This is a genomic window from Aliiruegeria lutimaris (assembly GCF_900099935.1).
GTDB classification, from domain to species: domain Bacteria; phylum Pseudomonadota; class Alphaproteobacteria; order Rhodobacterales; family Rhodobacteraceae; genus Tropicimonas; species Tropicimonas lutimaris.
In genome coordinates this window covers 34,664-56,141 of the sequence record NZ_FNEK01000011.1, presented here as the reverse complement: position 1 = coordinate 56,141, position 21,478 = coordinate 34,664, and the positions used below count along the sequence as shown (strand labels likewise).

At 63.8% G+C, this 21,478-nt stretch carries 17 protein-coding genes; 5 read left to right on the top strand and 12 right to left on the bottom strand.

Going from position 1 to position 21,478, the window contains the following annotated elements:
* Nucleotides 1-123: 123 nt before the first annotated feature.
* From BLR85_RS07280 to BLR85_RS07265, 4 genes are all read left to right on the top strand, one after another.
* The gene (locus tag BLR85_RS07280; RefSeq protein ID WP_093152643.1) at nt 124-1,071 is read left to right on the top strand and encodes an ABC transporter permease; all 948 of its coding nucleotides are present in this window, start codon (nt 124-126) and stop codon (nt 1,069-1,071) included.
* Nucleotides 1,068-1,889, top strand: a complete 822-nt coding sequence (locus BLR85_RS07275; protein WP_093152636.1) for an ABC transporter permease — start codon at nt 1,068-1,070, stop codon at nt 1,887-1,889. The genes BLR85_RS07280 and BLR85_RS07275 overlap by 4 nt, the downstream gene beginning before the upstream one ends.
* Complete coding sequence (locus BLR85_RS07270; protein WP_212635030.1) at nt 1,886-3,448, top strand: ABC transporter ATP-binding protein; 1,563 nt, start codon at nt 1,886-1,888, stop codon at nt 3,446-3,448. Before BLR85_RS07275 ends, BLR85_RS07270 begins: the two co-directional genes overlap by 4 nt.
* Nucleotides 3,449-3,551: 103 nt before the next feature.
* Nucleotides 3,552-4,439, top strand: coding sequence for a DMT family transporter (locus tag BLR85_RS07265; RefSeq protein ID WP_093152623.1), 888 nt, complete (start codon nt 3,552-3,554; stop codon nt 4,437-4,439).
* Here the strand turns inward: BLR85_RS07265 and BLR85_RS07260 are convergent.
* The 3 genes from BLR85_RS07260 to BLR85_RS07250 form a co-directional block, all read right to left on the bottom strand.
* Nucleotides 4,402-6,378 (bottom strand): vWA domain-containing protein, encoded by a 1,977-nt coding sequence (locus BLR85_RS07260; RefSeq protein ID WP_093152617.1) that lies wholly within the window; start codon nt 6,376-6,378, stop codon nt 4,402-4,404. The two genes, BLR85_RS07265 and BLR85_RS07260, sit on opposite strands and share 38 nt — an antisense overlap.
* On the bottom strand, nt 6,375-6,908 hold the full coding sequence (locus tag BLR85_RS07255; protein WP_093152797.1) for an RNA polymerase sigma factor: 534 nt from the start codon (nt 6,906-6,908) through the stop codon (nt 6,375-6,377). The genes BLR85_RS07260 and BLR85_RS07255 overlap by 4 nt, the downstream gene beginning before the upstream one ends.
* A gap of 301 nt (nt 6,909-7,209) precedes the next feature.
* The gene (locus BLR85_RS07250; RefSeq protein WP_093152610.1) at nt 7,210-8,682 is read right to left on the bottom strand and encodes an ABC transporter substrate-binding protein; all 1,473 of its coding nucleotides are present in this window, start codon (nt 8,680-8,682) and stop codon (nt 7,210-7,212) included.
* A gap of 376 nt (nt 8,683-9,058) precedes the next feature.
* On the opposite strand from BLR85_RS07250, the gene idi reads away from it, so the two are divergent.
* Nucleotides 9,059-9,592: an isopentenyl-diphosphate Delta-isomerase gene (idi, locus tag BLR85_RS07245; protein ID WP_093152601.1), complete on the top strand. Its 534-nt coding sequence runs from the start codon at nt 9,059-9,061 to the stop codon at nt 9,590-9,592.
* A gap of 6 nt (nt 9,593-9,598) precedes the next feature.
* Here idi and BLR85_RS07240 read toward each other — a convergent pair whose 3' ends face one another.
* The 9 genes from BLR85_RS07240 to BLR85_RS07200 all read right to left on the bottom strand — a co-directional run bounded on the left by BLR85_RS07240 (nt 9,599) and on the right by BLR85_RS07200 (nt 21,351).
* Nucleotides 9,599-11,704 carry a 3'-5' exonuclease gene (locus BLR85_RS07240; protein ID WP_244520641.1) on the bottom strand — a complete coding sequence of 702 codons (2,106 nt, stop codon included), beginning with the start codon at nt 11,702-11,704 and terminating at the stop codon, nt 9,599-9,601.
* Nucleotides 11,697-12,101: a response regulator transcription factor gene (locus tag BLR85_RS07235; RefSeq protein WP_093152594.1), complete on the bottom strand. Its 405-nt coding sequence runs from the start codon at nt 12,099-12,101 to the stop codon at nt 11,697-11,699. Before BLR85_RS07235 ends, BLR85_RS07240 begins: the two co-directional genes overlap by 8 nt.
* Nucleotides 12,098-12,625 carry a hypothetical protein gene (locus BLR85_RS07230; RefSeq protein ID WP_093152586.1) on the bottom strand — a complete coding sequence of 176 codons (528 nt, stop codon included), beginning with the start codon at nt 12,623-12,625 and terminating at the stop codon, nt 12,098-12,100. Before BLR85_RS07230 ends, BLR85_RS07235 begins: the two co-directional genes overlap by 4 nt.
* Before the next feature lie 49 nt (nt 12,626-12,674).
* The gene (locus BLR85_RS07225; RefSeq protein ID WP_093152579.1) at nt 12,675-14,516 is read right to left on the bottom strand and encodes a DUF294 nucleotidyltransferase-like domain-containing protein; all 1,842 of its coding nucleotides are present in this window, start codon (nt 14,514-14,516) and stop codon (nt 12,675-12,677) included.
* Between the two features lie 125 nt (nt 14,517-14,641).
* Nucleotides 14,642-16,432 carry a sodium:solute symporter family protein gene (locus BLR85_RS07220; protein WP_093152570.1) on the bottom strand — a complete coding sequence of 597 codons (1,791 nt, stop codon included), beginning with the start codon at nt 16,430-16,432 and terminating at the stop codon, nt 14,642-14,644.
* Nucleotides 16,433-16,452: 20 nt separating this feature from the next.
* Nucleotides 16,453-16,692 carry a DUF4212 domain-containing protein gene (locus BLR85_RS07215; RefSeq protein WP_068311414.1) on the bottom strand — a complete coding sequence of 80 codons (240 nt, stop codon included), beginning with the start codon at nt 16,690-16,692 and terminating at the stop codon, nt 16,453-16,455.
* A gap of 206 nt (nt 16,693-16,898) precedes the next feature.
* A complete protein-coding gene (locus BLR85_RS07210; RefSeq protein ID WP_093152562.1) occupies nt 16,899-17,576 on the bottom strand; it encodes an adenylate kinase in 678 nt (225 codons plus the stop codon).
* A 4-nt stretch (nt 17,577-17,580) separates the two neighbouring features.
* Nucleotides 17,581-19,545 carry an acetate--CoA ligase gene (gene acs / locus BLR85_RS07205; protein WP_093152557.1) on the bottom strand — a complete coding sequence of 655 codons (1,965 nt, stop codon included), beginning with the start codon at nt 19,543-19,545 and terminating at the stop codon, nt 17,581-17,583.
* A 642-nt stretch (nt 19,546-20,187) separates the two neighbouring features.
* Complete coding sequence (locus tag BLR85_RS07200) at nt 20,188-21,351, bottom strand: alpha-hydroxy acid oxidase (protein WP_093152553.1); 1,164 nt, start codon at nt 21,349-21,351, stop codon at nt 20,188-20,190.
* Nucleotides 21,352-21,478 lie beyond the last annotated feature (127 nt).

The window sequence follows — 21,478 nt, the reverse complement described above, 5'->3', positions numbered from 1 at the left end:
TCCTGGGGGGAGCGCTCGAAAGAGCGCGGGGGGCAAAGCCCCCCTCTTCCTGCCCGGCACAGCGCGGCAACTGGCTTTCCCTTCGCACTGGCGCCGCGTCGCAGCGGAGGCTAACGTCGCTGCATGTTGCGTTACGTGATCACCCGCCTGGTCTCGTTGGGCTTGTCGCTCGTGGCGGCGAGCCTGGTGATCTTTGCCGTTGTCGAGATCATCCCGGGCGACCCTGCCGCCTTCATGCTTGGCCTGAACGCCTCGGAAGACACCGTCGCCGCCCTGCGGGAAGAACTGGGGCTTACCGGAACACTGGGCGCGCGCTATTTCGACTGGGTAAGCGGAATGCTCTCCGGCGATTTCGGGACCTCCTATACCTATCGCGTGCCGGTTGCGGACCTCGTGGCGGCACGGCTCTGGATCTCGATACCACTGGCCTTTTATGCCCTGCTGCTCTCGGTCCTGCTGGCATTGCCGATCGGAATGGTTGCCGCGGCGCGACGCGGCAGGATGTTCGACTATGGAATCATGGGCCTGACACAGCTCGGTATCGCGGTGCCGAATTTCTGGTTCGCCATGCTGCTCGTCGTACTGCTGGCGATCACGTTGCCGATCTTCCCCGCAGGCGGCTTCCCCGGCTGGGATGCGGGCGCGTTCGCCGCCTTGAAGGCCTTGACGCTGCCCGCCGTCGCGTTGGCCTTGCCGCAGGCCTCGATCCTTGCCCGCGTGATGCGCTCTGCCCTGATCGAGACACTCGGACAGGATTACATCCGTACCGCCCGCGCCAAGGGCCTGTCGGAAGGACAGGCGATCCGCCGCCACGGAATGCGCAACGCGATGATCCCGGTGCTGACCATTGTCGGACTGCAATTCTCCTTCCTGCTGGCCGGGGCGATCATCATCGAGAAGGTGTTCTTCCTGCCGGGGCTCGGCCTGCTGATCTTCCAGGGGATCACGCAACGCGATCTCGTCGTCGTGGAGTCGGTCGTGATGCTACTCGTTTTCGCGGTCATACTTGTGACTTTTCTCGTCGATCTTGCCTATGCGCTGGTCGACCCGCGCCTGAGGCATTCGCGATGAACTGGCCAATCCAACTCCGGCTGGGCAGCGCGCTGTTCGGGGTGTTCCTGCTGGCCGCGCTGCTCTCGCTGGTCTGGACACCCTACGACGTCACCGAGCTGGAAATCGCGGCCAAGCTTTCGGCGCCCTCGGCGGCGCATTGGCTGGGAACAGACCATCTCGGGCGCGACATGCTCTCCATGCTCATGGCCGGCGCGCGGACCTCTATCGCCGTGGCGCTGGTGGCGGTGGGTATCGGCATCGCGCTCGGGGTGCCGCTGGGCCTCTCGGCGGCCGCCAATCGCGGCTCGTTTCTCGACGAGATCATCATGCGCGGCAATGACCTGATCTTTGCCTTCCCGAGCCTCGTCATCGCCATCCTGATCACCGCCGTCTTCGGCCCCTCGGCGCTCAACGCCATCCTCGCCATCGGGATTTTCAACATCCCCGTTTTCGCCCGCGTGGCACGTGGCGCGGCGCTGACCATCTGGCCGCGGGAATTCATCCTTGCCGCACGCGTGGCCGGCAAGGGAAAGGTGCTGATCTCGACCGAACATATCCTGCCCAATATCGCCAACCTGCTGGTGGTGCAGGGAACAATCCAGTTCTCGATGGGCATCCTGGCCGAGGCGGGTCTCAGCTATGTCGGCCTCGGGGCGCAGCCGCCGACCCCCTCTTGGGGACGGATGCTCGCCGATGCGCAGACGTTTTTCTACGGCTATCCGCGGCTTGCGCTCCTGCCGGGGCTGGCGATCGTGCTGACGGTACTCGGCCTCAACCTGATGGGAGACGGGCTGCGCGACCTGCTTGATCCGCGATTGCGGAGGGCGGTGCGGTGATCGGCATCGAAAAGCTCTCCCTGACCCTGTCGGGCATTCCCGTGCTGCGGGATGTCTCGCTGGACATCGCAGCGGGGCGGACGCTCGGGCTTGTGGGCGAGAGCGGCTCGGGCAAATCCATGACGGCGCTTTCGATCATGCGGCTGCTGCCACATGGGGCACAGATGCGCGGGAAAGTGCATTTGGAAGACCGCGAGTTGAACGAGCTGTCCGAGCGGCAGATGTGCGCGGTGCGCGGGGCCGAGATCGGGATGATCTTCCAGGAACCGATGACGGCCCTGAACCCCGTCCAGACCATTGGCGACCAGGTGGCGGAGACGCTGCTGGTCCATGGGACGGCCAGCCGGTCCGAAGCGCGGGCCATCGCGCGGGAACGGCTGGCGCGGGTCGGGCTGGTGCCGGAGCGGTTCCCGCTGGACCGCTACCCGCATGAGCTGTCAGGCGGACAGCGGCAGCGGGTCTGCATTGCGCTCGCGATCGCGCTGCGGCCAAAGCTGCTGATCGCGGACGAACCGACGACGGCGCTCGACGTGACCACGCAGGCGCAGATCCTGGACCTCATCCGCGAGTTGGTGCGCGAGGAGGAGATGGCCTGCCTTTTCATCACCCATGATCTTGCTGTCGTCTCCGAGATGGCCGACGAGATTGCCGTGATGAAGGCAGGCGCGGTGGTGGAGCGCGCGCCGACCGCGACGCTCCTGCGCGAGATGCGCCACCCGTACACGCGCGCGTTGTTCGATGCCTCACGCCATCAGCCTGAGCGCGCATCGGCAAAGAGCGAGGCGCCATTGCTGGAAGTGCGCGGGGCAGTGCGGGATTACACGCTCCGGCGGCAGCGCCTGTTCGGGCCGCGCCCCTCGTTTCGCGCCGTCGACGGAGTGAGCTTCGCGGTCAAACGCGGGGAAAGCCTCGGGCTGGTCGGCGAAAGCGGCTGCGGGAAGTCGACCCTGACCCGCGCCATCCTCGGGCTGGAAGCGTTTCAGGGAGGCGAAATCCTGCTCGATGGCCAGCCGGTCTCGACCCGGATGCCGGCCGAGTTGCGCCGCCGCATGCAGGTCGTCTTTCAAGACCCCTACGGTTCCTTCAACCCTCGCCACCGGGTTGCGCGCCTGCTGACCGAGCCGTTTCACCTGACCGGGCGGCCGCCGGACCTGAAGGAGCGGATTGGCGAGGCGTTGGAGAATGTCGGGCTGGCCTCCTCGGACCGGGACAAGTTCCCGCACGAATTTTCCGGCGGGCAGCGCCAGCGGATCGCGATTGCCCGCGCGCTGATCACCCGTCCGGAACTGATTATCCTGGACGAGGCGGTCTCCGCTCTCGATGTTTCGATCCGTGCTCAGATCATGGATCTTCTGGCGGATCTGCAAGGGCGGTTCGGGCTGAGCTACCTTTTCATCGCACATGACCTTACGGTCGTGCGGGCGATCACGGACCGGGTGCTGGTCATGCAAGCGGGGCGGATCGTGGAAGAGGGAGAAACGCAGGCGGTGTTTTCCGCTCCGACGGATTCCTACACGCGCGCCTTGCTGGACGCCGCACCGGCCCTGCCGGCGGCCTGAGCGCAGGGGGGCGTGCCGCCGGCCGAAGGCCGAGCGGCGGTGGCGCCGCTTCGCGGCGGATTGGCAGCTTTCCCGTCAAACTTGTTTGCGATAACGCTGCGCCATGTCCGCTCCCGTCCATCTTGCACCAGGTGTCGCGCTCCGATTGTTGGCCGCTTTCCTGATCACGGCCATGTCGGCGCTGGTGCATGCGCTGGCCGAGTCGGTGCCCGTGGGGCAGATCATCTTCTGTCGCTCGGCGTTCGCGCTCATTCCGATCATGTCCTACGTGGCCCTGCGCGGGAATTTCCCGGGAGAGCTGATACCGCACCGCCTGGGTCTGCATTTCACACGCGGGCTTCTGGGCGTGATTTCCATGGCGCTGTCGTTCCTCTCGCTGGCCTGGTTGCCGGTGGCAAATGCGACCGCGCTCGGGTTCCTGGCGCCAGTTCTGTCGCTGCCGTTGGCGGCGTGGACCCTGGGCGAACGGATCGCACCGCGTTTCGTGATGGCCGTCGGGTTGGGCTTTGCAGGTGTGTTGGCGATGCTTTGGGAAGCGCTGGAGATGCCGGGAACGGAAGCGTTGTGGGGAATTGCCGCCGGGCTCGCCTTCGCGCTGACGACGAGTTTCGTCCGGGTTCATATCAAGGCAATGACGAAGACCGAGGCGCCAGCGTCCATCGCCCTGACCTTTGCGGTGACAGGAACGCTGGTCGGGCTGGCGACCGCGCCTTTCGGCTGGGTGCCGGTCGAGGGCGCCCTGCTGGTCGGCTTGATCGGCGCCGGTCTGTTGGGCGGGCTGGCCCATATCGCGGCAACGGAGGCCACGGCGCGGGCCTCCGTCGCCGCGTTGGCGGCCTTCGATTTCACCGGCATGGCGTGGGCGCTCGGTTTCGACATCCTGCTTTTTGCCACTTTCCCCGGCCCGCTGGGGCTGGCCGGGGTGACGGCGATCGCGCTGGCTGCCCTGATGGTCAGCGTGGCGCCGCGAGCGTCTCGGCAAGGCGCATGAGACGGACGGCCTCGGCGCGGTAGCCGAAGGCGTCTTCGCCACGGGCGCTGTTTGCCAATGCGATGGCATCGGCATAGTTCCACTCGCCGGTATAGACGGAACCGCGCAGGAGTTGCCCGAACCCGGCAATGGCGGAGGCAAAGCGGGTTTCGACCGACGCCTCCGAGACACCTGCGGGAATCGCCGTCTCGATCAGGTGGCTCTCGCTTTCGCCCGGCGCCTTGTAGCGCAGCCGCAGGAAGCCAAGCTCATCGCTCGCTTCGCGCGTGCCGGCACCCGGTTGGTAGCGCAACGGCTCGTTCAGCACCGCGGGAGAGCCAACCGGCGTGACCTCGTAAAGCGCGGTCACCTGGTGGCCGGCACCGATCTCGCCGGCATCCACCTTGTCATTGGCGAAATCCTCGCGGCGCAGCGCGCGGGTCTCGTAGCCGATCAGGCGGTACTCGGCCACCACGGCCGGGTTGAATTCCACCTGCACCTTCACGTCCTGCGCGATGGGGAAGAGCTGGCCGGTAAGTTGGTCCACCAGCACCTTCTGCGCCTCGGCGATCGTGTCGATATGGGCGGCCTGCCCGTTACCGGCCTGTGCCAGCGCCTGCATGGTCGCATCGTCCAGGTTCCCACGCCCAAAGCCAAGCACCGACAGATAGGCGCCGGTTTCGCGTTTCGCGGCGATGAAATCTTCGAGCGCGTCCGGATCGTGGATACCGACATTGAAATCGCCATCGGTGGCCAAAAGGATACGGGACAACTCGCCCTCGCCCGCCATGTCGGCAGCGATGGCATAGGCTTGCTCCAGCCCTTCCTGCCCGGCAGTCGATCCGCCAGCCTCCAACCGGTCCAGCGCGGCGAGGATCTTGCTGGCCTCACCGGCCGGTGTCGGCTCCAGCACCAGCCCGGCGCTGCCGGCATAGGCGACCATGGCGACCTCGTCCTCGGGGCGCAGCTCTCCCAGCATCAGCCGCAGGGATTGTTTCAGAAGCGGCAGCTTGTTCGCGTCCTGCATCGAACCCGAGGTGTCGATGAGAAAGACGAGATTGAGCGGCGGGCGGTCCTGAACGGCCGGCATCTCGCCTTGTAGCGCGATATGCAGGATCTGCGTGTTCGGGTTCCAGGGTGTCTGGCTCAGGTTCACGGTCGGTTCGAACGGATCCCCGCCCGGCTTGGGGGCCGGATAGGCATAGGGGAAGTAATTCACCATTTCCTCGATGCGGATTGCATCGGAAGGCGGCAGATACCCGTTCATCAACGAAGAACGGAGAACAGACCAGGAGGCGGTATCGACATCCACCGAGAAGGTCGAGACGGGCTGATCCGTCACGGCAGTCACACCGGCGGCCTCATCGTTGGCGAATTCTTCGGTTGCCAGTTCGGCCTGCGGCGCCCGGCCGAAGGCCATCGGGGCATCGGACAAAGCCATGCTGTCCAATGCGACGCCTGCGGCTGGCGCCATCTTGGCGCGAGCCGCCTGTCGCACGAGCGGCGCGGCCGGGGACGGGCTGGCCAGTTCCAGCATCGGTTCAACAGCCTCGGCCAGGTCGCGTTCGACCGGTGCGTCGGACGCCACGGTCGCAACGGTCATGTCAGCGCTCTCGTTGCGAGTTTCGGGAAATGCGTCATCGGGATTTGGCCCGAAACCGATATCCTGCGGCAGAACGATCAGGACGGCGAGGCCGGCGGTAACAAGCCCGGTGGTGGCGGCGAGGCCGGCGCGGCTGGTCAGGGCATGGATCATCGAAATTCCTCCATCAATCAGGCGCCCCATCATGGGGCGGCTGTTGGATGGACGCGGCTCGGCGGGCGATCCTTGGAGGGGATTTTCGGTTTCCTGGTCGAAAGCGGCCATGGCGGCGGAAATATCCGCCGCCTTGCGGCTCGCATCAGCGGCCGGCGGGGCGGTTTTCAGGGCGGCGCGGAGCCGTTCGAGATCATCTGTCATTGCTCTTCCTCCGCGATCGCACGCAGGGCTTTCTTCACTTCCGACATGCGCCACGCGATGGTTCCCTCGGACAGGCCGAGAACACTGGCTGCCTCTGCCTGTGTCAGTTCTTCTGCCAGGATCAATACAGCGGTGTCGCGCAACTCCGGCTTGAGTCGGTCCATCGCCTGCTCCAGCCAGCCAACGGCCTGCTGCGTTTCCGCATCGGCGGCGCGGCGTGCGGTCTCCCAGTCACCCCAGCCATCGGCGGCCCGAGCATGGGTGGCGGCGCGGCGACGGCGGTCATGGGCAGCATTCACCGCGACCCGGTAGAGCCAGGTCGTGAAACGCGCCTCGGCACGAAAGGATTTCAGCTTGGCGGGCAGCGCCACACAGATATCCTGCGTCAGATCCTCCGCCTCGGCATGGGCGCCGGTCAGACGGAAGGCAAAGGCAAAAAGCCGGTCGTAATGCCGGTTCACGAGCGCCGCGAAGGCGTCTCGGTCGCCACTTGCCGCAGCGCGGGCCAAGGCTTCGTCATCGGTTGTCATGCGCATGTCACGGGGTGAGACGGGCTCGGGTCGCGGATCCTTGGAAAAGCGACGAACTTTTCTTGCATGGGCAATAATTCAGGATTGCCGGAAACCGTACCGTCCGGGACTGCGGAAACGATCCTTTGGATCGTGCCTCCGGCGGGGATATTTCCGGTCAGAAGAAGATGAAAGTCCGGCCCCATTTTCTTCTGACCTTCAATATCCCGGGGGTTTGGGGGCAGCGCCCCCAATTCCCCGTACAAGCCAGAACCTGACTTTGGCCTGAACCGTCCGGGCAGAAGCCAAAGACCACGCTTGCTTAGTCGATCCAACGGACCCCGGTCAGGTCATTCGCCTGGGTTGGTGCGTTCTCCCAAAGCCCCTCGATCTTGCTGTTGGCCACACCGGTCTTTGCCAGCTGGAACAGGTAGCCATTCACGTAGTCATCGGCGATCATCTTCTGCGCAGCGTGCAGGATCTCGGTGCGCCGGGCAGGTTCGGCGGTCTTTTCCAGCTCCACCATCAATGCCTGGAACTCGGGATTGTCATACTGGAAGTAGTAATCCGGCCGGGCATAGATGTTGATATCGGCAGGCTCGGTATGGCTGACGATGGTCAGGTCGAAATCCTTGCCCTTGAAGACCTGCTCCAGCCATTGCGCCCATTCCAGGTTCGAGATCTCGGTCTGGACTCCAACCTTGCGCAACTGTGCGGCGACGATCTCGCCACCGCGGCGGGCATAGGCGGGGGGCGGCAGGGCCAGACGCAGTTTCAGATCCGCCTGGCCGGCCTCTTCCAGCAATCTCTTGGCCATCGCGGGATCATAAGCGGACTGCCCGGTCAGATCGAGGTAGTCGGGGTTATGCGGCGCGAAATGGGTGCCGATCGGGGTGCCGTAGCCATGCATGGCTCCGTCTATGATCTCCTGACGGTTGATGGCATGGGCAATGGCCTTGCGCACTTTCACATCGGCCAGGGGGCCGGACTTGTTGTTGATCGACAGGATGGTCTCGCCCTCGGTCGATCCCACGATCACCTTGAACATCGGGTTGGCTTCGAACTGCATCAGCGTTTCCGGCGCCGGGAAGTTCGGGAAAGCATCGACATCGCCGGCCATCATCGCGGCAAAGGCCGCGTTCGGGTCCGAGATGAACTTGAACGTGGCGCTGGCGAGCGCCGGGGCCGCGCCCCAGTAGCCGTCATAGCGGGCGATATCGACGGAATCGCCTTGGGTCCAGTTGTCGAAGGCGAAAGGACCGGTTCCCACGGGTGCCGTCGCCGCCTGTTCGGCGGTTTCGGGCGCGAGAATGACCGCGTCGCCCCAGGCCATCTTGAACGGGAAGGCGCCATCCGGGTTGGCGAGTGTCACCTTGACGGTCAGCGGATCAACGAGTTCGACCGTTTCGATCCCGGCAAAAAGCGCCTTCTGCGCGTTGGTGCTGTCCTCGGTGCGGGCACGCTCCAGCGAGAAGACGACATCCTCGCCATCCATTTTCGAGCCGTCATGGAAGCTCACGCCATCGCGAAGATGGAAGGTATAGACCGCACCCTCCCCGGACACGTCCCAGCTTTCCGCCAGCCCCGGCACAATGGCGCCATCGGGGGCGAAACGCGTCAGCCCCTCGAAGATATTTGCATAGACCACCTCGTCGATGGCCGCTGCGGCCCCTCCTGTCGGATCGAGATTGGGCGGCTCCAGCGCCATACCGATGGTGATATGATCCTGCGCGGCAAGGGCTCCGCTGGCTGCAAGCGCCAGAACGGCCGTGCCGAGAAAGTGGCGGGTAAACATGGTCGGCTCCCTGATTTTATATAGCTGACAGCCTATAGGCAGAGAGATCGGTTTGTTAAGCGATCTCGGTGGTTTCCGCTCCACCCGGGGGCGATTTCCCTTCAGCCTACAGATTGGGCAAATCGACGCAGACAAACCACAGGACAGGTCACGAAATCGTTTTCCTGGGGGTATTTGCCTCGTCCAACCACACCAAACCGGCATTTCAGGGCCAATTTCATAGGCAAACTTCCCCTGTGGCACCTTGTCGAGGTGAAGTGTTTTTCGATCGGCGCTTACATCGGAGGCGAACCTGCCCGCGTTGCAGCGCGGGCACTCCGCCTAAAACCTTTCAGCCGCCACGGGGTCGCCAGGGCCACTCCCGGACGAAAAGTCGATGACCGACGAATTGATTCCCGCATGGGTCGATGGAACCCTGCAACCGGTCGAAAAGCTTGAGGTGCACCGCAAGGGGCTGCGCCACAAGGCGGTATCGGTGTTCGTGATGGATGGCCAGAACGTGCTGCTGCAGCGCCGCGCCCATCACAAGTATCATTCGGGCGGCCTGTGGGCGAACACCTGTTGCACCCACCCACGCTGGAACGAACCGGCGGCGGATTGTGCGGTGCGCCGGCTGCGCGAGGAGCTTGGAATTGTCGGGCTCTGGCCCGCACATCGCGACCGGGTCGAATACCGGGCGGATGTCGGCAACGGAATGATCGAGCACGAGGTGGTCGATATCTTCATGGCCACCGCCCAGACCAAGATGAAGGTCACGCCCAACCCGGCCGAGGTGGCACAGGTCGAATGGGTCGGCTTCTATGACCTGACCGCCGAGGTGGCGCGCCGGCCCGAGCGGTTCACGCCCTGGCTGCGCATATATCTCGAAGAGCATCGCGACAGGATCTTCGGCACGTTGATGCGCATCTGAGGCGGATCATCCGGGCACTTTCTCCGGGCTGTTGGCATCCTTTAGCAAGCGGCTGTGGCGACGCACCGCCGTGATGACTTCGCCGAAGGTGCGATAGCCCTGCCCTTCCAGCATCGGGATCATCATCTCGAGCGCCGCGGCTGTGGCGATCGTGTCGCCCATGGCGGTGTGGCGCGCTTCGGGCGGGATGACGATACCGAGCCGTTCGGTCAGCGCGTCGAGCGTGTGTGTCTCGGACTGGCCAAACACCACCGCCGAGAGCAGCACGGTATCGAGCACCGGGTGATCGAAGCGCTTGCCGATATCGGCCTCGTGCCGACGCAGGAATTCCAGGTCGAAAGGCGCGTTATGCGCCACCAGTACCGCGTCATGGGCGAAGGCGTGGAAACGCCGACCGACATCGGCGATGACCGGAGCCTTCGCTACCATCTCGTTTGTCACGTGATGCACCTCGGTCGCCGAGGCCGGGATCGGGCGTTCCGGGTTCACGAGGCTCTCGAACTTTTCGCCCGGAATCCGCTTGCCGCCGACCAGCCGCAAAGCCGCGATCTGGACGATCTCGTCTCCGGAGGACGGCAGCAGGCCGGTCGTTTCGGTATCGAACACCACGCAAGTCAGCTCGCGCAGCGGGGTCTCGGCCAGTTCACCGCTCGGCTCGCGATCCATTAGGTCGAAATCATAGACGGCAGACCGGCGTGCGCCGACATGCGGCGCCCCGATGGGACAGGCCTTCCGCAACGGCAGGCGCAACAGCGCCCTGCCCACCGCGCCGGATTCGGGCCAGGCATCGGTTGCATGGGTCGACAGCACCGTGCGTCCGGTCACGTTCGCCATGCCCACCTCGAGCGGAAGGTCCAACCACCCGTCCAGAAGGCCCACCTGCAGCACGTCCCCGAACCAGCCGATGGTGACGAGCGCACCGCCATCTTCCTCCTCAGCGATGCGCAGCGAGAGCGCCGTGGCGCCGATCACGGTCGACAGCCGCTCGCAAAGATGCGTCAGCAGCGCGACGAGTTGAAACGCATCGCAACGCAGCATCAGGCGTTCCGCCTCGGCGGTCAGGTGGATCCCCTCGCGCTCCAGCAGTGCCACGACGGAATCCACCAACTCGCTGGCACGAATGTCTTCCATCGGCCACCAGCCGCCACGCGCCGCATCGTAGCGCGCGCCCAGATCGGTGATGGCATGGGTCAGCGCCCCAACCTCTCCCAGCAAGGCCGCACGGCTGTTGCCATTGTCCATGGAGCCGGAATCCAGCACCGTCTGTAGGTTCGCGGCGGGGCGGCGAACCCGTTCGAAGACTTCTTCCAGCAGCTCCTCGCGCCCGGCATGCAGCGCCAAATCGGAGGTGACATCGCGCAGCGTCAGCACGTAGCCCGGCTCGTCCGCACTGCGCTGCGGCAGGTTCACGAGGCGCATCCGTCCGGCCAGCACCTCGCCGGACTGGACGGAGGCGCAGAGGATATCGCTAGACGCATCGGCATCTTCGGAGGTCAGTAGGCGCCGGTAAGCATTCTGGAGCGGGCCCTCGCGCAGATAATCGAGCAGCGACCTGTGGAGGCCGGCGGAGATTTCTCCCGACAGGATCTCCTGCGCCTGCCCGTTATAGAAGACGATCTGGTGCTCGCAGGTACACAGCAGCACGCCGGCGGGCACGTCGGCCAACAGGGCCTGCAGCCGGGCATTCTCGACCGCCAGCCGGGTCGTTTCCCGTTCCACGGCTTCGGCGAGGGCGTTCTTGGTCTCAGAGAGCGAGCCGGTGATCGCCTGTGCTGCCGGGGCGAGGTCGCCAAGGTACCGCGCCGGTTGGTGATCGAGCTCCTCTGCGATGTCGGCATGGGCGCGGGCCCGCATCCCGCCGGCCAGTTTCTGGATCGCCTTGGCGACATTCTCGTCGAACAGGAACCAGACCCAGACCACCATTGCCAGAACACCGAAACTGGACACGAGGCCGGCAAAGACGAAACCGCCTTCGAGCCCGGATTCCGGCACGCGCCGGTAGCCCAGCCACAGGCCCGCGAAGACCGCGGCTATCCCGCCGAATGCAACCAGTGCGAAGAACAGGAAGACCCGCAGTCGCAGGCTCAGCTTGCGCGCCAGCCACTCATGCATTGCTTGGCTCCGCAGGGCCGGACAGAAGCGCGCGCGCCTGTTCCAGCAGGTCCGAAAGGTCGAAGGGCTTGGCAATGAAACCGTCCGCGCCGAGCGCAAGTCCCTTGCGCCGCTCCATCGCGTTCCCGCGCGCCGTCATCATCAGGATCTTCACCTCCGCCAGCTCCGGCTCAAGCCTCACGGCCTGACAGACCTCGTAGCCCGTCATGCCCGGTAGCATCACGTCAAGCAAGACAAGATCCGGGTGAAGGTCCCGCACGGCCGCCAGCCCGGCATCGCCATCGGCGACACGCTCGACCGTCCAGCCCTCCCGCCCGAGCACATGGCTCAGCGCGAGAGCGATATTGTCCTCGTCCTCGACGATCAGGATTCTGGCCGGGTGATCTGTGCCGGTCATGGTCGGATCTCCTTGCAGACAGTAGCGAGCGTCAGGTCATCCTCCGGGATTGGCGCCCACTGGGCGTTCTCGACAGCGCCGGAGGCATCGAAGGTGACCGTGTCGAGCAGCGGCGCGCCGAGCTGTGCGTCGCAATCGACGATCATCGGCACGACCTGCGGCGGCTGCCATCGGCCAAAGAGCAGCATGTCGAACATGCGCAGATGCGGCACGGCCTCGTTGCTGCGAATGGCGCTGGTCTCGACAGCGGCGAAACGGTTCACCAGCGGCGTGACATAGGTCCAAGGGCGAAAGAAAGCCGTGGATTCATGGACTTTCGTGACAACCACATCCTCCGGGAACTCCGCGGAGGTGCGTTCGAACCATGTGTATTCCATGCGGATGGTAAACAGGATCATCATCGCGCCGGCCGCGACGGGCATCAGCCAGCCCGGCAGGCGACCACCCAGAAGGCGGTTCAACAGATAGACGACCCCGGCCGCTGCGACAGCGGCGAATACGGCGGCGATCAATTCGAGGAACATGGCCCCTCCCCTGTTCCAGGCAGTCGTGCTGCCGTGGAAAATTTCTGTTTCAACTCAACATGCCCTTGCCCTGGCCAATGGCCGATTGCATCGTTCGGACCACCACGAAAGCGTCGCGCAGGTGGCTGCGTTCCAGATCGCTCAGATCCGAGGGCGGCATGAAATTGTCGGGCTTGCGGTCGGCCTTGATCTCGTCGGCCTGCCGCTTCAGGCGGGTCTCGGCGATCAGGTCATAGGCGTCTAGCAGGTCATGTGCGCCCGAATGCGAGATCGTGCCAAGCGCCTCGGCCGCTTCCAGCCGCGCGCGCGTGTTTACCTCGGTGATCCCGCCCTGAAGCGCGTAGATGCGGCCGAGATCGACAACCGGCACGACGCCGTTCATCTTCATGTCCAACTCGTTCTTGTGCTCGCCAGAACGTACCGTGGCAAAGCCGCGGAACAGGCCTAGCGGCGGCGTGTGCTTGAGCGAATTCACGATCATGTGGCCAACGAAGATCGTGTTCCTGCGGGCCGCCTCCAGCGTTTGCTCCTGAAGGTTCTCGAACAGGCTGTGCGTGCCGCCGATCGGGCGAAGGTCGAACATTACCGACGCCAGCATCTGCGCTTCCGGATCCGGCTTGTCGATCCAGCCCTGGAAATAGCGCTTCCAGACCGCGAGCGGCTGGCACCAGCGCTCGGCCGTCGCCATCATGTCGCCGGGGCAGTAGAAATAGCCGCAAGTATCGAGCCCGTTGGAGACGAACTTCGCCAGCTTGCGGAAATAGGGCATGTCAGCTTCGGTCACGGCGTCGTCGAGGATCATGCAATTGTCCTGATCCGAAACACCGGTCTGTTCCTGCCGCCCCTGGCTGCCGCAGGCAAGCCAGAGATAGGGCACGGGCGGCGGGCCGAACTCGGCCTCGGCAAGCGCCAGGAGGCGGCGGGTGACCGCATCCGCAATATCGGTGATCAACCGCGTGACGACCTCGTGCCGGTTGCCAGCGCCGACAAGCTGCATCAGCAGCCTTGGCAGGCGCGCGGTGACCTTGGCCATTTCCTGGGCCGTGTAGGCCTCGGCGATTTCCTGCACCATCGAGGCGGAGCTGATTGCCTGGAAGCGGGTCAGGTCGGTCTGGGTCAGGATGCCGACGATGCGGTTGCCCTCGGTCACCGTCACATGGCCAACCTTGCGTTCCAGCATGATGTGCAACAGGTCCGAGCCAAGCGCGGAGGGGGCAAGGCTCGCGGGGTTGGCGGTCATGATCTGGCTGACCGGCGTGTCCCCGGACAGGCCCGCGGCCACCGCCTTGGTCGCCATGTCACGCAGGGTCACGATGCCAACAAGCTGGTTGTCGCCCTCGGTCACGGCGAGGCAGGAGACGCGCGTGTCGCGCATCATTCCGGCCGCGGTCTGGATGCCGGTATCCGGCGAAACAGTGATCGGGTTGCGCGCCATCAGGTCGGCTACGCGTTGCGCGCTCAGATCCCTGCGGCGTTCCTTTTCCGGGCTGCGGCCACGGTCGAAGAAACGGGAGAAGCTCTGGGACGTCTGGATGAGGTCGTGGAACTCGTCGGCCGGCAGCAGCAGGAGGCGGGTTTCCTCGACCGCCCTGGCATTGGTCATCGCCATCCCGTCGCGGGTGAGGCCACGCTCGCCGAACGAGTTGCGGCCATGCAGGATGGAAACCTGCGCTCCGCTCTGGTCGGTGATTTCAACCGTGCCGTGCTCGATCAGGTAGAGGCCTTCGAGCAATGCGCCGGCGGAATAGATCACCTCGCCAGCAGCAAGCTTGCGCTCGAGAAACACGCTGGCGATGCGGGTCAGCGTCTCGCGCTTGAGGCTGTCATAGGGGTGGACGTTTTCGAGGAACCGGAGGATCCGTGTGTCTCGGTCGAGGGCGGCGTCGGTCATCGTCTCACCGTTTTAAGGGGTCCTGAAAGGCAGGCGGCGCGCCCCTTCGGGCAAAGGGACGCGCCGGTTGTTGTCTCAGGTTGCAGGCAAGGCCATTGGGTAACCCTGCCTGCGGACCTGCGGGATCAGTGATCCGCGGCGGCAGCACCGGCGCCACGCGGCACCCGGACGCTTTCGACCAGATCGACGATCTCCTGCGGCGGCGCCTTGGTCGCTTTGGAGATGATGATCGCCGTGGCGAAGTTCAGGGCAGCACCGACCGCGCCGAACGAGGTCGACTTGATCGTCAGCAGCAGCGGGTCGCTGTCGTCGAAGCTGTTGGTGCCCGGGATGAAGAACCAGCCCTTGTGCAGGAAGATGTAGACCAGCGTGACCACCAGGCCGACGAGCATACCGGAGACGGCACCCACGTTGTTCACACGCTTGGAGAAGATCCCCATCATCAGGGCCGGGAAGATCGAGGCAGCAGCCAGACCGAAGGCGAGCGCAACCGTCTGGGCGGCAAAGCCCGGAGGGTTGAGGCCCAGGTAGGTGGCGACCACGATGGCAGCGGCCATGGCGACCCGAGCGGACATCAGCTCGTTGGCTTCCGACATGTTCGGGGTCAGCTGACCCTTGAGCAGGTCGTGCGAGACAGCCGAGGAGATCGCCAGAAGCAGGCCGGCAGCGGTCGAGAGCGCGGCGGCGAGACCACCGGCGGCGACGAGCGCGATAACCCAGCCCGGCAGGTTGGCGATTTCCGGGTTGGCCAGAACCAGGATGTCGCGGTTGAAGTTGGTCAGCTCGTTCTCGGAACCCCAACCGGCGGCTTCCATGGCGGCAGCCTTGTCGGCATTGCCCTGGTTGAAGTAGGCGATCTTGCCGTCGCCGTTCTTGTCTTCCCAGCCGAGCAGGCCGGTCTTCTGCCAGGTGGCCATCCAAGCATATTCTTCCTGGTTCTCCATCATCTCCATGGAGACCGGCTCACCATCGGTGCCGTTCGGCCACATCAGTTCGGAGATGTTCAGGCGGGCCATCGCACCAACGGCCGGGGCCGTGAGGTACAGCAGCGCGATGAACACCAGCGCCCAGCCGGCAGACCAGCGCGCGGAGGCAACGGTCGGCACGGTAAAGAAACGCATGATGACGTGCGGCAGGCCGGCGGTACCGATCATCAGCGACAAGGTGAACAGAACCATGTTCAGCGTGTCGGCGTGGTGCGCGGTATACTCGTTGAAGCCCAACTCGGAGACGATCTGGTCCAGCTTGGCAAGCAGCGGCTCGCCGGAAGCGGCGTGATCGCCAAACAGGCCGAGCGCCGGGATCGGGTTGCCGGTCAGCTGCAGCGAGATGAAGATCGCCGGGATGGTGTAGGCGGTGATGAGCACCACGTACTGGGCAACCTGGGTGTAGGTCACGCCCTTCATGCCGCCGAACACCGCGTAGGCGAAGACGACCGCGGCACCGATCAGCAGGCCGGTGGTATTGTCAACCTCGAGGAAACGGCCGAAGGCAACGCCGACGCCGGTCATCTGGCCGATCACGTAGGTGATCGAGGCGACGATCAGGCAGATCACGGCCACGAGGCGCGCAGTCGGGCTGTAGAAACGGTCGCCGATGAATTCCGAAACGGTGAACTTGCCGAACTTGCGCAGGTAGGGCGCGAGCATCAGCGCCAGCAGCACGTAGCCGCCAGTCCAGCCCATGAGGAAGGTCGAGTTGTCGTAGCCGGTGAAGGCAATCAGACCCGCCATCGAGATGAAGGAGGCGGCCGACATCCAGTCAGCGCCGGTGGCCATGCCGTTGACGACGGGATGAACACCCCGGCCGGCGGCATAGAATTCGGAAGTAGAGCCCGCGCGGGCCCAGATCGCGATACCGATGTAGAGCGCGAAGCTCGCACCGATAAAGATCCAGTTAAGTACAAACTGATCCATGTTTCCCTGTCCCTATATTCTTACTGCTCGTCCACGCCGTGTTCGGCGTCGAGCTTGTTCATCCGCCAGGCGTAGAAGAAAATGATTGCCAGGAAGACGAGAATGGAGCCTTGCTGGGCAACCCAGAATGCAAAGCCCGGCATGACTGGCTGCAGCAGGATGCCGAAGAGGAAGGGCACGACGGCCCAGATTACGAGGCACCAGGTGACGATCTTGATATTCGCCGCCCAATACGCATTGGCTTCAGGTTTGTCCGACATTGCGGTCCTCCCGAGTTGGTTTCCCTTTTCCCACGACGTGCCTCCCGCGCGCCGCGACCTTATCAGTCCAGTCCATTTTCAAGCGAACCGGTTTCGGGATGGGTGCTAGAGGACGCACGCATCCCTCCGATCAAGCGCGAGCCTGGTCGGCAATCCCTTTTCGCCGGACAGGCGCTACACTGTCCGGCAGACTCTTTTTTCGGCGATCAGGCCTTGGCCTGTTCGACGATTTCGCTGAGCTTGGTGGCGATCTCCTCGATCGCGCCCATGGCGGCGACCTCCTGAAGAACGCCCCGGCCCTTGTAGAAATCGATCAGCGGCGCGGTCTGCTCGTGATAGGCAGCAAGGCGCGAACGCACGGTTTCGGCATTGTCGTCAGCGCGGCGCTTGAACTCCGTGCCGCCACACTTGTCACAGGTGCCGTCCACGTCCGGCTTCTTGAAGCTGTCGTGGTAGCCCTCGCCACATTCGGCGCAGGTGTAGCGACCCGAGATCCGCTCGACCATCGCCTCGTCCTCGACCTCGAGCGAGATAGCGGCGTTGATCTTCTGGCCAGAAGAGGCCAGCAGCCCGTCCAGCGCCTCGGCCTGGGCCGTGGTGCGCGGAAAGCCGTCGAGGATGACGCCATTCGCGGTGTCATCATCGCCGAGACGATCCTTCAGAACCGCGATCACGATCTCGTCGCTGACGAGCTGCCCCGCCTCCATCACGGCCTTGGCGGCCTTGCCAGCCTCGGTTCCTGCTGCCACGGCGCCCCGAAGAAGGTCACCGGTGGAAAGCTGAACCAGCCCGAACTTCTCTTCGAGCATACGGGCCTGCGTCCCTTTGCCGGCCCCGGGGGGGCCGAGCAGGATCAGGACTGGCGGGGTTTGTGCGTCGCTCATGACGTTATCCCTTGTTCTTACGGTTTTCGATCAGCTCGTCGACCACGGACGGGTCGGCGAGCGTGGAGGTATCTCCAAGGGATCCGTAATCGTTCTCGGCGATCTTGCGCAAGATGCGGCGCATGATCTTGCCCGAGCGTGTCTTAGGCAGGCCAGGGGCCCACTGGATGACATCGGGGCTGGCAATCGGGCCAATCTCGTGGCGGACCCACATGCGCAGCTCCTTCACCAGCTCGTCCGAAGGCTCGACATCGTTCATGAGCGTCACGTAGCAATAGATGCCCTGGCCCTTCACCTCATGCGGGTAACCGACAACCGCGGCCTCGGCGACCTTGACGTGGGCCACCAGCGCGGATTCGACTTCCGCGGTGCCCATCCGGTGACCGGAGACGTTGATGACGTCATCGACCCGGCCGGTGATCCAGTAGTAGCCATCTTCGTCGCGGCGGCAGCCGTCGCCGGAGAAGTAATAGCCCTTGTAGTCCGAGAAATAGGTCTTCTCGAAGCGGCCGTGATCGTCCCAGACGCCACGCATCTGGCCCGGCCAGCTATCCTTGATGCAGAGCACGCCTTCGGCTTCCGTCTGCGTCACCTCGGCACCGGAATGCGGATCGAGGATGACCGGCTGAACGCCAAAGAAGGGCTTGGTCGCCGAGCCGGGCTTCGCCTTGTGGGCGCCGGGCAGCGGGGTGATCATGTGGCCGCCGGTTTCGGTCTGCCAGAAGGTGTCGACGATCGGGCATTTCCCCTTGCCGACATTCTCGTTGTACCAGTTCCAGGCTTCCGGGTTGATCGGCTCACCGACCGAGCCCAACAGCTTGAGCGAGGACAGGTCGTGCTTCTCGACCCACTCGGTGCCCTTGGCCATCAGCGCCCGAATAGCCGTCGGCGCGGTGTAGAACTGGTTCACCTTGTGCTTCTCGACGACTTCCCAGAAACGGCCCGGATCGGGGTAGGTCGGCACGCCTTCGAACATCACGGTGGTGGCGCCATTGGCGAGCGGACCATAGACGATATAGCTGTGACCGGTGACCCAACCGACATCCGCGGTGCACCAGAAGACATCACCTTGGCGATAGTCGAAGGTGTATTCATGCGTCATCGCGGCATAGACGAGGTAGCCGCCGGTGGTGTGCACAACACCCTTCGGATGACCGGTGGAGCCGGAGGTGTAGAGGATGAAGAGCGGATCCTCGGCATCCATCTCGGCCGGGGTCATGTGCTCGTCGGCTTCCAGCATCAGTTCGCCGTAATCGTGGTCACGGCCGTCGACCCAGGTGGTCTGCTCGCGGGTGCGGCGCACCATGAGGACCTGCGGGTCGTGAATGCAGTGCAGGAGCGCGGCATCGGTGTTGGACTTGAGCGGGGTCTTGCGGCCGCCACGCGGAGCGTAGTCGGCAGTGATCACCAGCTTAGCGTCGCAGCCATTGACGCGGGCAGCAAGCGCCTCGGGAGAGAAGCCGGCGAAGACGATCGAATGAATGGCGCCGATACGGGCACAGGCCAGCATCGCATAGGCGGCCTCCGGGATCATCGGCAGGTAGATGACGACGCGATCGCCCTTGCGGATGCCGAGATCTTCCAGAACGTTGGCGAGCTTGCAAACCTGGTTATGCAGTTGGCGATAGGTGATGTATTGCGCGGGCTCGTGAATATCGTCCGGCTCGAAGATGATCGCGGTCTGGTTGCCGCGCTTCGCGAGGTGGCGGTCGATACAGTTGGCGGCGACGTTGAGCGTGCCATCCTCGAACCACTTGATGTCGATGTTACCCGGCTCGAACGAAGTGTTCTTCACCTTGGTATACGGCTTGATCCATTCAAGACGCTTGCCATGCTCGCCCCAGAACGCGTCGGGGTCATTGACCGAGGCAGCATACATCTCTTCATACTGCTTCTCGTTGATATGAGCGTTTTTCTTGAACTCGGCGGGGATAGCGCCGATCTCTTCGGCTTTGGCTTTTGCAGTCATGGATCTCCCTCCCTGAAATGGCTTCTGCGGCATTGCGGGAGAAACTGGTCTTATGGTCGAAATTACCAACAAGACGCGCCCCTCCCCTGGCCACGGCTTGCGCACAGCATAGCGCCATCCGTCAAAAAACGGGTAAGTCTTTTTTTGAAATGGATTTTTTTGTAAATCACTTAACGAAACGGTGCACATATGTGTAAATTGTTTTTCAATTGAGAACGCAAACATCATGAAAATCAAAGTGCTACGGAGGGCATCGCGCGTGAAAAGGCGTGATCACGAATCTCGGGTCACAGGTGCAATCATTCCCGATCACTCCCCGCTTCCCTGCGACAAATACGTCAGGGGCACCAGATAACGAAATAATCTTGCCCGACACACCCATTTGGGCGAGGGAATCACGCCGCTGGATTCTCCCGAGGAAGCTCTATTTGAACGGAGGGCGCGCGGTCGCGATTCCACCGCGCCGGCATCGCGCGAGACCAGGCCGAAGCCGCAGACCAAGCCGCGCCATCACCGCGGCCGGGTCCGCTCCTGGCCACGGAAAACATGGCCTGCTCAGAGGAGCCGGCACACGGGTGCAACCATCCACACCGGCATCCGCCAGCGAGCGGTTTCATGGGTTTGTCGACGCGCCCGGCCCGGCTATTGCCAGCGTCCCTCGAAATCCTCTGGAATGAGCAGCACATCCCGGTCCAGTTCGGAAACCTTTCGGCGACCGCAAAGAGCGATATTCGTGTCCAATTCCTTATGGATCACTTCGAGCGCGGATATTACTCCCTGCTCGCCATTCGCCCCGAGCCCATAGACATATGCGCGCCCGATATAGGTGCCGTCCGCTCCCATGGCCAAGGCCTTGAGCACGTCCTGTCCGGAGCGGATGCCACCGTCGAGATGCACTTCGATCTCGCCGCCCACCGCGTCGAGGATCGGCTGCAGCATCCGGATGGAGGACAGCGCGCCGTCAATCTGCCGACCACCGTGGTTGGACACGACGATCGCGTCAGCGCCGACCTTGACTGCCATCCGGGCGTCCTCCGGATCGAGAATACCCTTCAGGATCACCTTGCCGTCCCACATCTCGATCAGCTTGGCGACCTTCTTCCAGTCCAGCGAATGATCGAACTGCTTCGCGGTCCACTCATACAGCCGGGACGGATCGTCCAAACCCTGCACATGGCCGACGATGTTGCCGAACGCCCGCCGCTTGGTGCCGAGCATGCCCAGCCCCCAGGACCACCGGGTTGCAAGGTCCAGCCACCCCATCAGCGTCGGCTTCGGCGGAGCCGAGAGGCCGTTCTTGAGATCCTTGTGGCGCTGCCCGATCATCTGCAGGTCCAGCGTGATCACAAGCGTCTTGCAGCCGGCATCGCGCGCGCGCTCCATCAGACGACGGACAAAATCCGCGTCGGTCATCGTGTAGAGCTGGAACCAGAAAGGCTTGGTCGTATTCTCGGCCACATCCTCGATGGAACAGATCGACATGGTGGAGAGCGTGAAGGGCACACCGAAGCGCTCCGCTGCGCGCGCCGCCGCGATCTCGCCATCGGCATGCTGCATACCCAGCAATCCAACCGGCGCAAGCGCGACCGGCATCGCAACCCGCTCTCCGGCCATTTCAGCGACGGTCGAACGATTCGTCATGTCGACGGCGACACGCTGGCGCAGGCGGATCTTGTCAAAATCCGTGGAGTTTTCGCGGAAGGTCTGTTCCGTCCAGCTTCCCGCCTCTGCGTAGTCGTAAAACATCTTCGGGACGCGGCGCCGATAGATGGCCTTGAGGTCGTCGATATTGGTAATGACGGGCATTGCTGCGCCTCCCACGCGACATTGGTTAGGTTCCCGTACCAATCCGGCATTTTGGGAGCAATAGAAAGGATGCCGCAAGCCATGAAAGAGTTCGGATCAGAAGACGTCGCCTCGGTGGCAAACGCCG

Excerpts from the sequence above, each read along its gene's own strand:
- BLR85_RS07280 (WP_093152643.1), top strand. The coding sequence starts at position 124 with ATGTTGCGTTACGTGATCACCCGCCTGGTCTCGTTGGGCTTGTCGCTC.
- BLR85_RS07275 (WP_093152636.1), top strand. The coding sequence starts at position 1,068 with ATGAACTGGCCAATCCAACTCCGGCTGGGCAGCGCGCTGTTCGGGGTG.
- BLR85_RS07265 (WP_093152623.1), top strand. The coding sequence starts at position 3,552 with ATGTCCGCTCCCGTCCATCTTGCACCAGGTGTCGCGCTCCGATTGTTG.
- BLR85_RS07260 (WP_093152617.1), bottom strand. The coding sequence starts at position 6,378 with ATGACAGATGATCTCGAACGGCTCCGCGCCGCCCTGAAAACCGCCCCG.
- BLR85_RS07255 (WP_093152797.1), bottom strand. The coding sequence starts at position 6,908 with ATGACAACCGATGACGAAGCCTTGGCCCGCGCTGCGGCAAGTGGCGAC.
- BLR85_RS07250 (WP_093152610.1), bottom strand. The coding sequence starts at position 8,682 with ATGTTTACCCGCCACTTTCTCGGCACGGCCGTTCTGGCGCTTGCAGCC.
- idi (WP_093152601.1), top strand. The coding sequence starts at position 9,059 with ATGACCGACGAATTGATTCCCGCATGGGTCGATGGAACCCTGCAACCG.
- BLR85_RS07240 (WP_244520641.1), bottom strand. The coding sequence starts at position 11,704 with ATGCATGAGTGGCTGGCGCGCAAGCTGAGCCTGCGACTGCGGGTCTTC.
- BLR85_RS07235 (WP_093152594.1), bottom strand. The coding sequence starts at position 12,101 with ATGACCGGCACAGATCACCCGGCCAGAATCCTGATCGTCGAGGACGAG.
- BLR85_RS07230 (WP_093152586.1), bottom strand. The coding sequence starts at position 12,625 with ATGTTCCTCGAATTGATCGCCGCCGTATTCGCCGCTGTCGCAGCGGCC.
- BLR85_RS07225 (WP_093152579.1), bottom strand. The coding sequence starts at position 14,516 with ATGACCGACGCCGCCCTCGACCGAGACACACGGATCCTCCGGTTCCTC.
- BLR85_RS07220 (WP_093152570.1), bottom strand. The coding sequence starts at position 16,432 with ATGGATCAGTTTGTACTTAACTGGATCTTTATCGGTGCGAGCTTCGCG.
- BLR85_RS07215 (WP_068311414.1), bottom strand. The coding sequence starts at position 16,692 with ATGTCGGACAAACCTGAAGCCAATGCGTATTGGGCGGCGAATATCAAG.
- BLR85_RS07210 (WP_093152562.1), bottom strand. The coding sequence starts at position 17,576 with ATGAGCGACGCACAAACCCCGCCAGTCCTGATCCTGCTCGGCCCCCCC.
- acs (WP_093152557.1), bottom strand. The coding sequence starts at position 19,545 with ATGACTGCAAAAGCCAAAGCCGAAGAGATCGGCGCTATCCCCGCCGAG.
- BLR85_RS07200 (WP_093152553.1), bottom strand. The coding sequence starts at position 21,351 with ATGCCCGTCATTACCAATATCGACGACCTCAAGGCCATCTATCGGCGC.